12 protein-coding genes are annotated in these 14,111 nt (G+C 51.8%); 7 read left to right on the top strand and 5 right to left on the bottom strand.

Annotated elements, in window-relative coordinates; translation table 11 throughout:
• Window positions 1–250: 250 nt before the first annotated feature.
• From O1V65_RS18990 to O1V65_RS18965, 6 genes are all read left to right on the top strand, one after another.
• Window positions 251–913: an OmpA family lipoprotein gene (locus O1V65_RS18990; RefSeq protein WP_017490391.1), complete on the top strand. Its 663-nt coding sequence runs from the start codon at window positions 251–253 to the stop codon at window positions 911–913.
• A gap of 157 nt (window positions 914–1,070) precedes the next feature.
• Window positions 1,071–2,108, top strand: coding sequence for a LacI family DNA-binding transcriptional regulator (locus O1V65_RS18985; protein WP_084913244.1), 1,038 nt, complete (start codon window positions 1,071–1,073; stop codon window positions 2,106–2,108).
• Between the two features lie 252 nt (window positions 2,109–2,360).
• On the top strand, window positions 2,361–3,137 hold the full coding sequence (locus O1V65_RS18980) for a sugar phosphate isomerase/epimerase family protein (protein WP_269129940.1): 777 nt from the start codon (window positions 2,361–2,363) through the stop codon (window positions 3,135–3,137).
• A gap of 91 nt (window positions 3,138–3,228) precedes the next feature.
• The gene (locus tag O1V65_RS18975; protein WP_269129939.1) at window positions 3,229–4,497 is read left to right on the top strand and encodes an MFS transporter; all 1,269 of its coding nucleotides are present in this window, start codon (window positions 3,229–3,231) and stop codon (window positions 4,495–4,497) included.
• A 94-nt stretch (window positions 4,498–4,591) separates the two neighbouring features.
• Window positions 4,592–5,572, top strand: a complete 981-nt coding sequence (ghrB, locus tag O1V65_RS18970) for a glyoxylate/hydroxypyruvate reductase GhrB (RefSeq protein WP_017490395.1) — start codon at window positions 4,592–4,594, stop codon at window positions 5,570–5,572.
• A gap of 179 nt (window positions 5,573–5,751) precedes the next feature.
• Entirely contained in the window at window positions 5,752–7,011 is a 1,260-nt protein-coding gene (locus O1V65_RS18965; RefSeq protein WP_017490396.1) for a valine--pyruvate transaminase, read from the top strand.
• A 107-nt stretch (window positions 7,012–7,118) separates the two neighbouring features.
• On the opposite strand, the gene ibpB is transcribed toward O1V65_RS18965, so the two are convergent.
• Together ibpB and ibpA are read right to left on the bottom strand one after the other, a co-directional pair.
• A complete protein-coding gene (ibpB, locus tag O1V65_RS18960) occupies window positions 7,119–7,568 on the bottom strand; it encodes a small heat shock chaperone IbpB (RefSeq protein ID WP_017490397.1) in 450 nt (149 codons plus the stop codon).
• 123 nt (window positions 7,569–7,691) lie between these two features.
• Entirely contained in the window at window positions 7,692–8,102 is a 411-nt protein-coding gene (gene ibpA, locus O1V65_RS18955; protein ID WP_017490398.1) for a small heat shock chaperone IbpA, read from the bottom strand.
• 357 nt (window positions 8,103–8,459) lie between these two features.
• Here ibpA and O1V65_RS18950 point away from each other — a divergent pair, with 357 nt between their 5' ends.
• Entirely contained in the window at window positions 8,460–8,804 is a 345-nt protein-coding gene (locus O1V65_RS18950) for a YceK/YidQ family lipoprotein (protein ID WP_026110327.1), read from the top strand.
• 29 nt (window positions 8,805–8,833) lie between these two features.
• Here O1V65_RS18950 and O1V65_RS18945 read toward each other — a convergent pair whose 3' ends face one another.
• The 3 genes from O1V65_RS18945 to O1V65_RS18935 form a co-directional block, all read right to left on the bottom strand.
• The gene (locus tag O1V65_RS18945) at window positions 8,834–10,111 is read right to left on the bottom strand and encodes a YidR family protein (RefSeq protein WP_269129938.1); all 1,278 of its coding nucleotides are present in this window, start codon (window positions 10,109–10,111) and stop codon (window positions 8,834–8,836) included.
• A 10-nt stretch (window positions 10,112–10,121) separates the two neighbouring features.
• Window positions 10,122–10,937, bottom strand: coding sequence for a sugar-phosphatase (yidA, locus tag O1V65_RS18940; protein ID WP_017490402.1), 816 nt, complete (start codon window positions 10,935–10,937; stop codon window positions 10,122–10,124).
• A 72-nt stretch (window positions 10,938–11,009) separates the two neighbouring features.
• Complete coding sequence (locus O1V65_RS18935) at window positions 11,010–14,063, bottom strand: hypothetical protein (protein WP_269129937.1); 3,054 nt, start codon at window positions 14,061–14,063, stop codon at window positions 11,010–11,012.
• Window positions 14,064–14,111: the final 48 nt, after the last annotated feature.

Here is a 14,111-nt window from a genome sequence, read left to right as displayed (position 1 = left end):
ATATTAACTTAATAATAACACCCTCTTATTTTAATGATATTTATTATTCACAACGCATTAAGCGCTTTATCTTTTATGCTCCCGCTATGTTTCTATTTAATTAAATAAATCGGAGTAACGTAAATAAAGTTAAATGTTTTTCCTATATCACTCAAAGCGGATTTATCTGAGTGATAAATTTTGGCTTTTCTCGCATAAAGAGCGCGGACGGTTATCAACAAGCCGAATTTATCTTGAAGGAAAAATAAAAATGAATAAACGTATTCTCGTTATTGCCAGCGGTCTGTGCCTTACGCTGGGACTCTCGGCCTGTACCACCAACCCTTACACCGGCGAGCAGGAAGCAGGTAAATCCGGCATTGGCGCAGGGATTGGTGCCGTATTAGGTGCCGGTGTGGGGATGCTTTCTTCATCTAAACATGACCGCGGCAAAGGCGCTCTGATTGGCGCAGCAGCAGGCGCGGCGCTCGGCGGCGGCGCAGGCTATTACATGGACGTGCAGGAAGCCAAGCTGCGCGACAAAATGAAAGGCACCGGCGTTAGCGTTACCCGCCAGGGCGATAACATCGTGCTGAACATGCCAAACAACGTCACCTTCGACAGCAACAGCAGCACGCTGAAACCGGCGGGCGCCAACACGCTGACCGGCGTAGCGATGGTATTAAAAGAGTATCCCAAGACCGCGGTTAACATCGTCGGCTATACCGACAGCACCGGCGGCCACGACCTCAACATGCGACTGTCACAGCAGCGTGCAGACGGTGTAGGCAGCGCGCTTATCACTCAGGGCGTTGCCGGCAGCCGCGTACACACCTCCGGCGCGGGTCCGGCGAACCCTATCGCCTCCAACAGCACGGCAGAAGGCAAGGCCCAGAACCGTCGCGTAGAAATTACGCTCAGCCCGATGCAGTAATCGACAAATACAAAAGTTTTTACTTAAACACCGGCAAGAAATGCCGGTGTTTTCTCCTTTGTCTCCCCGCACTGTGCTAGTCTCGATAATTATCAGAAAACCCCTTTTTCTCTATTATCGCAACAGGTTATCTGGCGACCATCACAGGAGATCCAGCGTGAGCAGGGCTAAGACAACGCAGACACCAGCTCCCAGAGCAACCATCAGGGACGTGGCCAGCGCCGCCAAAACGGGTAAAACCAGCGTTTCGCGTTATTTGAACGGGGAACAGCATCTCCTTTCCGATGCGTTGAAAGAACGTATCGAACGGGCCATTGCCCTGTTGGACTATCAGCCTAGCCAGATGGCGCGTAGCCTCAAAAGTGGCGAAACACGCCTGATTGGCCTGATCATTGCCGATATTACCAATCCCTACTCTGTCGAAGTCATGCGTGGCGTTGAAGCCGCCTGTCGCCAGCAGGGTCTGACGCTGTTGGTATGTAACACCAACAACGAATTCAATCAGGAAAAACATTACCTGCAATTGCTCAGCAGCTATCGCGTAGACGGCATCGTGGTCAATGCGGTCGGCATGCGTGAAGACGCCATCTCGTCGTTGCAACAGTCTCAGCTGCCGATGGTGCTCATCGACCGCAAAGTGGCCAATTTCTCCTGCGACGTTATCGGCCTCAACAATGCCGAGGCAACGACCGAAGTGACCCAGCATCTTTTGGATCAGGGTTTTGAGGCCATTCTGTTCCTCAGCGAGCCCGTGACCATCAATACCCGTCTCGTGCGCCTGCATACTTTCCTCAAACAGATGCAGAAAGAGCCGCAAAAATTCGCCGAGCAGGGTGAGGTGGAGCTGAATGACAGCGCCGGCCTGGAAAAACTGTTGCTGAATTTTACCGAGCGCTATCCGGACAAGCGACGGGCGGTCATCTCGGTGAACGGTGCGCTGACGCTGGTCATCGCTCGCACTATGCGAAAAATCGGCATAGTCTGGGGTAAGGATATGGGTCTGCTGGGATTTGACGATCTCGAATGGGCAGAACTGGCCGGTGTCGGGATAACCACGTTAAAACAGCCCACCTACGACATGGGATACGCGGCCCTGGGGCAACTGGTGAAACGCATTCAGGGAAGCGACGAACCTATCCAGGAACATGCATTTTCGGGTGAACTGATCGTTAGAGGTTCAACCCAACCGATTTAAGTCACACTCGACACGACAGCCTAAAATCGTGACGGCTGTCTCGTTCTTGACCCACAAGAACCTATTTTCCTGATAAGCAACTTCCACTTGGTACCGGTTCCAGTTAACGTAATGTTAACAGAAACTACGCCTGTGATTAAAATTGGCCTACCTTTAATATCGGGTCTACTGCGCTATTTGAATTTTCTATCCGCTGGTCTCAGACCATCTTTCAAATTTTAAACAACGCGACGTCGCTTTAAGGATATTGGCATGAAAACACCAGAGAACGGGGCTGAAATCGTTATTGTTACCGCTGCTTATGGCTACCAGGCAGTCAAAGATTTAGGCGGGCAAACGCCTTTGCTCAAGCATATTGCCGAGGCCGGCGCCGACGGCGTCGAGATCCGCCGTGAACTGTTTAATGAAGGAGAAGTTAACGACCTCAAGGTACTCGGCGAAAAAATCCGCCAGCACGGGCTGTTTGCATTTTATTCGGTCCCTGAATCGCTGTTTCTGGAGGACGGCAAGGTTAACCCTTCTCTGGAAAGCTTCCTTATCGAGGCCGACAGCCTCGATGCACGAAAGCTGAAGATTGCCCTGGGGGCTTTCGTTCCGGGTGAAGATCTTACGCCGCTAAAAGTTCTGCTCCAACAGCACGCCGTTGAACTGGTGGTAGAGAATGACCAGACCAAAAACGGTGTCCTGCATCCGATGAATGCCTTCTTCTTTGCCGCAGAGTCTTTGCACCTTCCTGTCGCGATGACCTTTGACATGGCTAACTGGCTATGGGTGGGACAAGACGCGCTGGAAGCCGCTAATACACTCCGTGAACACGTCAGCTATGTGCATGTGAAAGCCGCCGAACAACGCAATGGCAAATACCATGCCGTGGCGCTCGACGACAGCGACGGCAGCTGGAAACCTGTGTTGGACGCCCTGCCACGCCATGCCCCACGCGGCATTGAATTTCCTTTAGAAGGCGATGACCTCACCGCCGTGACCCGCCATTACGTTGAATTACTGCGTAAGGAAGCGAAAGAAGCGTAGCGATAATCAGGTGGCAAGATGAGTCAAATCTTCAATAAATGCAGCCAAAAGTGTCGATATTGCCAATTTTCAGAGGGAAAGGAGCCTAAAGATGAGCAAGGTTAAATTAGCCGCCAAACGTTGGTGGTTCATAATGCCCATCATTTTTATCTCCTACAGTCTGGCCTACGTCGATCGTTCTAACTTCAGCTTTGCCGCCGCCGCCGGGATTAATGAAGATCTCGGCATGACCAAAGGGATGTCATCACTGCTGGGCGCCCTGTTTTTTCTCGGCTATTTCTTCTTTCAGATCCCGGGAACGATTTACGCCGAGAGACGCAGCGTCAAGAAACTGGTTTTCTGGTGTCTGGTGCTGTGGGGCGCTTTTGCGTCTTTAACCGGCATCGTCAACAGCGTTCCGGCTCTGTTGATCATCCGTTTTATGCTCGGCATTGTTGAGGCTGCGGTCATGCCCGCCCTGCTGGTGTATATCAGTAACTGGTTTACCCAGTCGGAACGATCGCGCGCCAATACCTTTCTGATTTTGGGAAATCCAGTCACGGTGCTGTGGATGTCGGTGCTCTCGGGCTACCTCATCCACGCCTTTGGCTGGCGTGAGATGTTTATTTTTGAAGGGATACCTGCGGTGATCTGGGCTTTCTTCTGGTGGTTCCTGGTCAAGGATAAACCTTCAGAAGTCAGTTGGTTGAGCAAGAACGAGAAGCAGGCATTGGCCGATGCACTGGCCGAAGAACAGGACAATATCAAGGCCGTCGCTAACTACGGTGAAGCGTTCCGGTCGCGCAATATCGTTCTGCTCTGTATTCAGTATTTTACCTGGAGTATCGGGGTTTACGGCTTCGTTTTATGGCTGCCTTCTATCCTGCGCGCCGGAAAATCGATGGGCATGGTGGAGGCCGGTTGGCTCTCTTCGGCCCCGTATCTGGCCGCAACAATTGCCATGATTCTGGTGTCATGGGCCTCCGATAAACTGCGTAACCGCAAACTGTTCATCTGGCCGTTATTACTGATTGGTGCCGTAGCCTTCTTGGGCTCATGGGCCGTCGGTCAGCATAATTTCTGGATATCTTACGGCCTGCTGGTCATCGCGGGGGCAGCAATGTATGCGCCTTATGGTCCGTTTTTCGCCATTATTCCTGAAATGTTGCCCAAGAACGTGTCGGGCGGCGCGATGGCGTTAATTAACAGCCTCGGCGCGCTCGGCTCCTTTTTCGGTTCCTGGTTCGTTGGCTACCTTAACGGCAGCACCGGGGGTCCGAATGCCTCGTTTATCTTTATGGCGAGCTCCTTGCTGGTCTCCGTCATCCTGACCCTGATGGTCAAACCGGAAAAAACGTCGGAACCGCTTGAGGCGCACTAAAATAGTCTTTATTTTAATCAGATAGTTGTATTTCTAAACGAACAGCTTTACTAAACGCAGAGTCTACCTAATCGCTAGCTTGATGGAGTAAGTAATGAAGCCGTCTATTGTCCTCTACAAAAAAATCTCAGCCGATCTGCTTAAACGCCTGGAACAGCACTACTCAGTCGTTCAATTTAATGGAATTACAGCCGAAAACCGCACGCAGGTTTATGAAGCCCTGGAACAGGCTGAAGGTTTAATCGGGTCCGGCGGCCCAATCAACAAAGAACTGATCGACCACGCGCCTCGCCTGCGCGCCGTTTCAACCGCCTCTGCCGGATTCGACAGTTTCGACGTCGCCGAACTCAGCCGTCGCGGTATTCCGCTGTTGAACGCACCAGCAGCCCTGACCGATACCGTTGCCGACCTGGTGTTCTCACTGGTGCTGGCCGCGTCGCGTCGCGTGGTTGAGTTGTCTAACCGCACCAAGGCCGGCGAATGGGATGGCAACGCGCCAGCCGACTGGTTCGGTCTGGACGTGCACCATAAGACGCTCGGTATCGTCGGCATGGGCCGCATCGGTCTGGCGGTGGCGCAGCGCGCCAACCTCGGCTTCGACATGCCGATTCTCTACAACGCACGCAGCCAGCATGCCGAAGCCGAAGAACGTTTTGGCGCGCGTAAATGTTCGCTCGACACCCTGCTGGCTGAGTCGGATTTCGTTGTCGTTATCCTGCCGCTGAGCGATCAGACTTTCCACATCATCGGCAAAGAACAGTTCGCCAAGATGAAATCTACCGGCATCCTGATAAGCGCAGGACGCGGTCCGGTTATCGACGAGCAGGCACTGATTGAAGCGCTGAAAGACGGCACTATCTACGCCGCCGGTCTGGACGTTTATGAAAAAGAGCCCATGGCGAAAGACTCTGGCCTGCTGAAGCTGGATAACGTGGTCACCCTGCCACATATCGGCTCTGCGACCGCACAAACCCGTTATGACATGGATGCACTGGCGGTAGAAAACTTGATTACCGCACTGTCAGGCGAGACCAACGAGTTCGTGGTCAACGCGAAAGACCTGAAAAAATCCTGATTTTTTTGTACGCCAGTGCTGAAGGCGCGACCTCTGTTACCCCAACGGGACAGAGGCGCGCCCCAGTGTCTCTCGCCCTCTCTTTTCACGAATCTGCATCTTGGTGCTTCATCCGATTGCACTGCTTTGACGCAGGCGTTAAGGTGGGCATCACTTTCTGATAACACTACAAGCTTGCTATGACGTTTTCTGTTTTCGGCGAAAAATTTACCCGTTTTTCTGGCATTACCCGCCTAATGGGCGACATGAATGACGGTTTACGTACCCCCGGTGCAGTGATGCTCGGCGGTGGAAATCCGGCTCAAATTCCTGAGATGCAGGCCTATTTCCAGGAATTACTGGGCGATATGCTGGCCGAGGGCAAACTCGCCGAAGCGCTGTGCAACTATGATGGCCCACAGGGCAAAGACGTTTTGCGTCATGCGCTGGCTAAAATGCTCAATGAAGAACAGGGCTGGGAACTGACCGCAGACAATATCGCGCTCACCAACGGCAGCCAGAGTGCGTTCTTCTATCTGTTTAACCTGTTCGCCGGTCGTCGCAGCGACGGATCGCTGAGCAAGGTTCTGTTCCCGCTGGCACCTGAATATCTGGGCTATGCGGACGCAGGCGTAGAAGAAGACCTGTTTGTTTCGGCGAAGCCGAACATTGAGCTGTTACCGGAAGGTCAGTTTAAATATCACGTCGATTTCGATCATTTGAATATCGGTAACGATATCGGCCTCATCTGCGTATCGCGTCCGACCAACCCGACCGGTAACGTGCTGACCGACGAAGAGCTTTTCCGCCTCGACGCGCTGGCGCAGCAGCACGACATTCCGCTGCTCATCGACAATGCCTACGGCGTGCCTTTCCCGGGGATTGTCTTCACCGATGCAACGCCACTTTGGAACCCGAACATTATCCTGTGCATGAGCTTGTCCAAGCTTGGCCTGCCAGGTTCACGCTGTGGGATAGTGGTAGCCGATGAGAAAATCATCAAGGCAATCAGTAATATGAATGGGATCATCAGCCTGTCTCCGGGCAGCGTGGGGCCTGCAATGGCCAGCGAAATGATTGCCCGTGGCGATTTGTTGCGACTGTCTCAGGAAGTCATCAGGCCGTTCTACTATCAGCGCGTGCAGGAAACCATTGCCACGCTGCGTCGTTATCTGCCGGAAGAACGCTGCCTTATCCACAAGCCGGAAGGCGCCATTTTCCTGTGGCTGTGGTTCAAGGATTTGCCGATTACCACTGAGGTACTTTACCAGCGTCTTAAGCAGCGCGGTGTGCTAATGGTACCGGGCGACTACTTCTTCCCAGGACTCGAGCAGCCATGGGCGCATACCCAGCAGTGTATGCGCATGAACTATGTTCCAGAAGCGAGCCAGATTGAGCGCGGTGTGGCTATTCTCGCCGAAGAGATTGAGCGAGCACATCAGGAACATCGCATCGCCTGAGGTAATGACGTCTCAGGTTCATGATGTCAGTAAATAAAAAACCGGAAGGCCTGTGCGGCACTTCCGGTTTTTTTTGGCCTATTCGGCCCAATAATCTCGGTTAAGGCTTACTGCGGCGTATTTTCCAGCGCCCGATTTTCAGGTGGGGTATTATCGGTCGCGATAGCGATACGCTGTGGCTGGAGTGCCGGTGGGACATCGCGCACCAGGCTGATGTGCAGCAGACCGTTCACGAACTCGGCGGACGATACCTGCATATGCTCGGCCAGCGTAAAGCTCAGGGTAAATGCCTTACAGACCAGACCCTGATGCAGATATTCCACTTTGCTGTCAGGCGCGGCCGGTGTACCACTGACGGTCAACCTTGGACCTTCAACCTCGATATTAAGCTCGCTTTGTTTAAAACCGGCAAGCGCGAGGGAGATGCGATAGTGATTATCGTCTGACTTCTCAATATTGTAAGGGGGGAAATTGAGGTCTCCACCCTGCAGCGAGCTGGCTAATTTATCAAAGCCAATCCATTGACGCAGAAGTGGTGAAAGATCGTGGTTACGCATATTAACTCCTTCAGTGAAGCGAGATGATGACATTCTTCTGCGGTGCGCCGGCGCAATGCCGCGGCACAGCCTCCTTACGGCAAGCTAAACAGAAGTTTGTTTTTTAATTAAACGCCTAAAAAATTAGATAATTTCAATACGTCGTGGCTTTGAGGCTTCCGGCACGACACGTTGCAAATCTATATAAAGTAAACCGTTACTCAAATTGGCCGATTTAACGTGAATATGTTCCGCTAATTGAAATTTTCGTTCGAAATTACGTTCGGCAATCCCCTGATATAAATAGGTCCGCTCGGCGGGAGCTTGAGTATGTGCGCCTTTTACCACCAGCAAATTGTCCTGTGCGGTGATATCTAATTCAGACTCGGCGAAGCCTGCCACGGCAATCGCGATGCGATAATTATTTTCGTCAACTAATTCAACGTTGTATGGAGGGTATCCCCCACCCTGATTTTGACCAGATTCGATCAGATTAAACAGTCGGTCGAAACCAATCGCAGAACGGTACAGTGGAGAGAGATCGAAATTACGCATTAAAACTGCCTCCTAATATTGCAGCGAGGAAAATAAAGACCTTCCATTTGGACAGATCGATAACGCATAAATACCCTAACGGCGTATTCTTTTGCAGCGTCGTATGATAAAAATGGCGTTGAAAGAGGAAATTTCAAGTTCTCTAAAAAAAATTTTTTTATTTAAAAAAAAGACCGCATTGGGGGTCCTGGCAGGATTTATGCTGGCTGATTTTCACCGATCGCCGCGATTCAACGTTAATTCTTTGAATAAGTACTATAATTTTATACGTCCTAATTTTAAACGCACTTTCTGAACCTGTTCTTGTAGGTCTATTACGGAGCATTCTCAGCCCGACAGTTAGAGATGAGTTTAAAGATGAAGAAACTATTATTGCCTGTAGCGACAGGATGCGTCTTTATGGCAAGCGGATGTTCAAGCGTGATGAGTCATACGGGCGAGTATCAAGGCTACTATCCCGGCTCTAAAGCAGACGTAAGAATGATGAAAAGCAACGATACCAGCTGGGCAATGACCCCTTTACTGGTATTGGATTTACCCTTTAGCGCAGTGATGGATACGTTGCTGCTGCCTATGGACTATTACAATCGCGACAATACCGGTACTCTCGATAGCATCAAGGCCAGCGAAGCGCACAACCTGGCTATCAGTCACGGCGTCGATATCGATCACGTTCCCCCAGTCACGACCGCCGCAAACTGATCATCGGCTTAGCTTGCGGCGTTCTATTCTCAGACCGGCGTGATGAATATCTGATTAAAACCTGATATTTCACGCATGAACGCCACCCATTTTCCATCGGGTGAGAACACAACGGCATCACCACTTGGCGGCACCTCGGTACGTTCCGTCAGAGCATGCATTTCGCCGCTGGCTACGTCCAGCAGTACCACCGAATTATCACACACTAACGCCAGCGCCTTGCCCTGTGGGTGCCAGCTAAAAGCCGACTGAATATCTGAGGCCGCGTGGCTGATTTGCCATGGCTCCCCGCCCACAGGCGAAACGCCCCATACCTGCACGATGCCCCGACAGTCTTTCATCAGGAAAGCGAGGGTGGAACCGTCCGGCGATGCGCGCAGCCAGTGCCGAGGCTGAGACACCACGCCCGGATAAGGCCTGTCGGCGGTGAAAGTTAATCTTCTCTGCATCACCCCTGACGGCGGCGCGGGCAGGCGGGTCGCCGTGCCCTGCAAAGGATGTTCACCCGCTACGCGATAGGCCTCGTCGTTGTCGGGCAAATCTACCACGAACACTTCCGGAAGTTTTTCTCCCTTGGCGGACAGCGTGTCGCCGATAAAAGCCAGTGCCCAGCGTTGACGCTGGCCGCTGGCATTGACATAGCCCCGCGTACCTATCCATCCCTCTTCATAGGCGCGATTGATCTGGTCACTGCCCGGCTGCGGCTGCGGCGTGGTCTGACTGACCAGCACGCAAAAATGGCTGCCATCGTACTCGCGTGGATGCATCTTCGACGCCCGCACCGGATGATTGGCAAGCGCCACGCCGACGTTACGCAGGTCCTGCGCCGGATCCCACTCGTGCATCACGTGATCGTTATAGGTAAAACTCAGGCGACTGCCGTCAGGGCTGAAAACGTGAACGTGAGAGCCGCCCCGCAGCGCGCCGGGCGTGTAGGGTTCGGTAATATCGAAGGCGTCCAGAGTGACAGGTAGCGCCGATTTTTCGGCGTCGAGGAGAGTTCCGCGACGATGGTGGAAATCATATTTCCAGCTCGCATCGGGATTTTCAGGTCCGTGAATAAAAACATAACGTGGCCGAGCATCGGGACTGACGGTAACCACCCCTACGTGTGCGCCCTGAGAGGCACAGTAGAGCGTCTCGATTTCACCGCTGGAAATATTGACCCGCTCAATGGTTAATCCACTGAAATCGCTGCCTTTGGGACGCACATCGTAGGCCAGCCAGCGACTGTCGGCGGTCCAGACATTAATGTTGGTCAGCTGATGACCGCGCGTATCAAAGGTTAACTGCTTTTCGCCCGCCACGTTATTTTCCTTAATCGTTCAGTACAAACTTCTCAACCGCGAAAGCCACGCCGTCTTCGCTGTTGGTTTTGGTGACAAACTGACTGACCGCCTTGACGCTGTCCAGCGCATTGCCCATCGCCACGCCCAATCCGGCGTATTTCAGCATCGCGATGTCATTTTCCTGGTCACCCAGCGTCATCACATTTTCGCGAGGAATACCCAGCTTCTCGGCTAACACCTTGACGCCCTGACCTTTATTCACTGACTTGTCGAGGATCTCGAGATAATAAGGCGAGCTTTTCATGATGGTGTAGCGTGATTTCGCCTCTTCAGGGATCTCGGCGATGGCCTTATCCAAACGCTCTGGATGGTCAATCATCATCACTTTCGGGAAGGTCAGCGAGCGGTCGATTTGATCCACGCTGCGATAGCGCAGTGGAATGCCGGTTATTGAGGATTCATGCACGGAATAAGGGCTGATATCGGGGTTAGTGCTGTATAGGTCGCTGTGTGACAGAGCGTGGAAGCCAACATTCAGCTCACGCGCCATTTTTTCAAAATAGACAAAATCATCGAATTTAAGCGTTGTTTCGGCGAAAATACTGCCATCTTTTGCATGATGAACTAACGCACCATTGTTGGAGATGCAATAAAATCCGTCTTTTTGCAGACTCAGCTCCTGAAGATAACGCTGAATGCCGATAAGCGGTCTTCCGGTCGCCAGGACAACCTGCACGCCTTTATTAATTGCCGCGGTCAGGGCTTGTTTTACCGCGGGCGTTATTTCATGCTGCGGATTGAGCAACGTTCCGTCCATATCTATTGCGATCAATTCAATTGCCATAGCGTCCTCAGAGTTAATGTCATTTTTTCCATGCTAGCGCGTTTCAGCATCTCAAAGCGAGGCAGAAAAAGGCTAAAAGCGGATAACGTCACCGGTAAAGATATTCTTAATCCAATAGGCGCTGTCGTAAGGAACCTCCTGCAGCTTGATAAAATAGGCCTGCTTATAGCTACGGGTTGGGCTAGTCATAAAAAGCCGGGTGATTGCCTCTATGCGGAAAAAGCTTTTCTGATCGAAGATATATTCCCCTTCCATATTAACTTGCGTGGTGAGCCGGTTGATAAGGGGCTTACTGCTATCGGCATCAATATAATAAATGGCAATCGCGGCGTTATGCTTGAGCCGCCAACTGGGGTCAAACATCCACCCCTGTGACAAGGCAATATTCACCAGCTTGCCCTTCGAAGAGGCCGACATAAATGCCGGGTAGTTGGTCACGATTTCTCCGGCGCGGAACTGGCTGATGTTTTCCTCAGTGATATCCACCACCCGCACCAGACTTTGTCTTTCGGGCATTTTCGGCAGGGCGTTAAGGGCGCTTTTTAGATGCTGTGACGTACGCATCATCTGCGCACTCGGATGTCCGCTAAGCAGCGCCAGATTGAGCGAAAAATTCAGGTTGCTTTTGCCCGAAGGCCAACTTCTTTTGCGCGGGTAGTTTCGGTACTCTTTCTGTTTTGGCACAAATGACCAGCCGCGCAGCGCCTCTTTCTGGTCGGTCGAGAGCGTCATAAAACGCCTGACGTAATCATGGCGATAGCCGCGGCTAAGGGTGTTGCCCCGCCAGGCAGACGGATGCATGATCAGTTCAGTCACTAACCTTTCCCATTCTGCATTATCAAAGCCATAAATATTTTCAGTTCTCGGGACACAGGCGCCCCCTATGGCACGCGGGCAACGCCGCAACCTCCGTGTTTTGGAGGTTTTATAGAGTTTGCGAACGCCTTTACGTAACGGCCTGTGCAGCAGGCGCATTAAATCGAAAGGCGGCACCATAAAACTGGCAATCTCTTTGCCGCTGGCCTTAACCAGCTTTTTTAACGCCGGTTTTATTGCCACCAGAATCGCCCTTTGCAGCATCTGGCCCGCCAGGCCCGCTGTACGCCCGGCTCTCATTGCCATCAATCCGGCTTTAATCCCGGACGCGCCTAATTTAATCATTGGAATACCGAGCGACAGCAGCGCCAGACCGAGATCGAACAAATCGAAGGCCAACTCTTTTAGTGTAGGACGATATTCAGCGTCATTAATCTTGCGTTGAATGACGTCAAAAAATGGCACAAAAGAGAGTATTTTCTCTAAAAGGCTGCGATCAAGGTGTTCCGTTCGCCAGGCGTCAACAAAGCGTTTCACCTGCGTATGCTGAATATGTATCAACGCTTCGCCCAGCGTAGGTTTCTCCATGCCGAGCTTAATCTCACGATCAAACCTGACAATGATCTGCTGTGCGTCCGGCACGATATCGGCGTAGTCCGGCCATAATGCCGTGAGCAAAGATTGTGCCTTAAGGTTTTCCGGGGGAACCCGTCCTCCGTTTTGAAGCCCGGCGATGGCCTCGACCTGAGTATCGGTCAGTACCTCGCTCAGATCCGCCACCAGCAATACCGAGCCCCACATGCTGGCGGCGTAACGTTTCCCCGAGTCACCTTGAAGAATGAAAATAAAAGCCCCAAGTTTCAGCGTTTCTACCCTTTGTGCCGTCTGCGGCAAAAGCTCGCTGTGGTAGGCCCCGGTTCTGAGCGAAAACAGCGGCGTAAATGGCCGCTCAAGATCCAAAGGACTGATTAGCTGAAAGGCAACAGTCTGCTCAACCGCACGTACTGAATCATCAACCGCATGATTTTTAAGATAGTCATTGAACTGCGAATAATATTTTTCAAGGCTGCAGAGCTTTTCCCTGCTCTTGAAAGGCTCTGCAGGACGACTGTGCCGCGGCATAAACTGGTTGTTATAGAATTTGATGACCTGCTCAGGGGTGAAAACCTTCCCTCGGCTGAGGTGAGCCTCTAAAAAGCGCGACTCGAAATCGCGCGCGGTGGGATTAAGATCCCAGTTGAGCACTTCGTATTTAACATAATACAGAAGGGATTCATGGCGGATTATTTTTCTGGCCAGCGGAAAGTAATAGGCATCGTCGTCGGGATCAAGCTTCTCATTAACATAGTTCAATAACGGCTCATCGGCCCACTGACCTTGCTCTTCGTGACGAAAAAGTATTCTGGCAGACGACAGACGATTCTCCGGCAGTGAATCATAGCCAAGTGGAGGAGAATCATGCAGGAAAGTTAAAATATCCTGCAACGGCCTCTGCCATTGGCCCGGCAGTGCATTCGATAGCGGTCGTGTAGCGTTAGTAGAGGAAGGTAATGGCGTCGCAACCTCGGCCGGAGGCTCGGCAACAATGGGAGTCCAATATTGTTCATCGCCACGATTGCGCTGCGCTTTGGCGTCTCGGTCCAGTTGCAGCCTGCGGGAATGCGCTTGCTCCCGACGTTTAGCATTAGGCGGCCTGGTCGATTCCCCTGGAGGGGACGACAGTCGATCGATTTTTAACAACGGCGATGAAAGCGCAATTGAAGGCCGGGTGGCGTTTTTCATTCTCTGCAATGGTGTAGACTTTTCCGTATAATAATTATTAGAAACAACGGGATAAGGTTTTGATGTGGGAGGCGGCAGAGAAATTTTTTTTATCGGTGGGTGCAATAAAAGAGTGCTGTGAGACGCGGGCTTGAGGGAGAAATTCGTGGGGTATTTTACCTTAGGCGTTTTGCTCTCAGCCATAAGCGCTTGATTGCCTGGCCCGGCGCTCGCTCGCGGTAGGTAAGCCAAAGCGCCGAGGCTTAGCGCCGCAAGTAAAACCGGACCTTTACCGCGAGTCCGCTTTTCAGCTCTAAAACTCGACGGCCGCATCGGCACGTTTTGGGTGTTTTGAATCAGGATCTTTTCCGACTTTCCGGCAAAGGTATAAAAATCCCTGCCTTTGACTTCTTTACTCTCAATTCGAATCTGCTGTAACTGCGTCCCTACAATCCTGGGCATAAATAGACGGCTCCCTTTCCATTTAACATAATACTTTATGCGGGTTTTCTCGCCTGTATGGTTTCGAACATCCTGAAACTCGGGCAAAAAAAATCCGAAATGGTTTCCCACTTCGGATTTAGAGAGACTATCAGC

It is taken from the genome of Rouxiella badensis (assembly GCF_026967515.2).
GTDB classification, from domain to species: Bacteria; Pseudomonadota; Gammaproteobacteria; order Enterobacterales; family Enterobacteriaceae; genus Rouxiella; species Rouxiella badensis.
Note: the sequence above shows the minus strand (reverse complement) of the source record. Positions and strands in the feature narration are given on the sequence as shown.

Excerpts from the sequence above, each read along its gene's own strand:
- O1V65_RS18975 (WP_269129939.1), top strand. The coding sequence starts at position 3,229 with ATGAGCAAGGTTAAATTAGCCGCCAAACGTTGGTGGTTCATAATGCCC.
- O1V65_RS18965 (WP_017490396.1), top strand. The coding sequence starts at position 5,752 with ATGACGTTTTCTGTTTTCGGCGAAAAATTTACCCGTTTTTCTGGCATT.
- O1V65_RS18990 (WP_017490391.1), top strand. The coding sequence starts at position 251 with ATGAATAAACGTATTCTCGTTATTGCCAGCGGTCTGTGCCTTACGCTG.
- O1V65_RS18950 (WP_026110327.1), top strand. The coding sequence starts at position 8,460 with ATGAAGAAACTATTATTGCCTGTAGCGACAGGATGCGTCTTTATGGCA.
- yidA (WP_017490402.1), bottom strand. The coding sequence starts at position 10,937 with ATGGCAATTGAATTGATCGCAATAGATATGGACGGAACGTTGCTCAAT.
- ghrB (WP_017490395.1), top strand. The coding sequence starts at position 4,592 with ATGAAGCCGTCTATTGTCCTCTACAAAAAAATCTCAGCCGATCTGCTT.
- O1V65_RS18980 (WP_269129940.1), top strand. The coding sequence starts at position 2,361 with ATGAAAACACCAGAGAACGGGGCTGAAATCGTTATTGTTACCGCTGCT.
- ibpB (WP_017490397.1), bottom strand. The coding sequence starts at position 7,568 with ATGCGTAACCACGATCTTTCACCACTTCTGCGTCAATGGATTGGCTTT.
- ibpA (WP_017490398.1), bottom strand. The coding sequence starts at position 8,102 with ATGCGTAATTTCGATCTCTCTCCACTGTACCGTTCTGCGATTGGTTTC.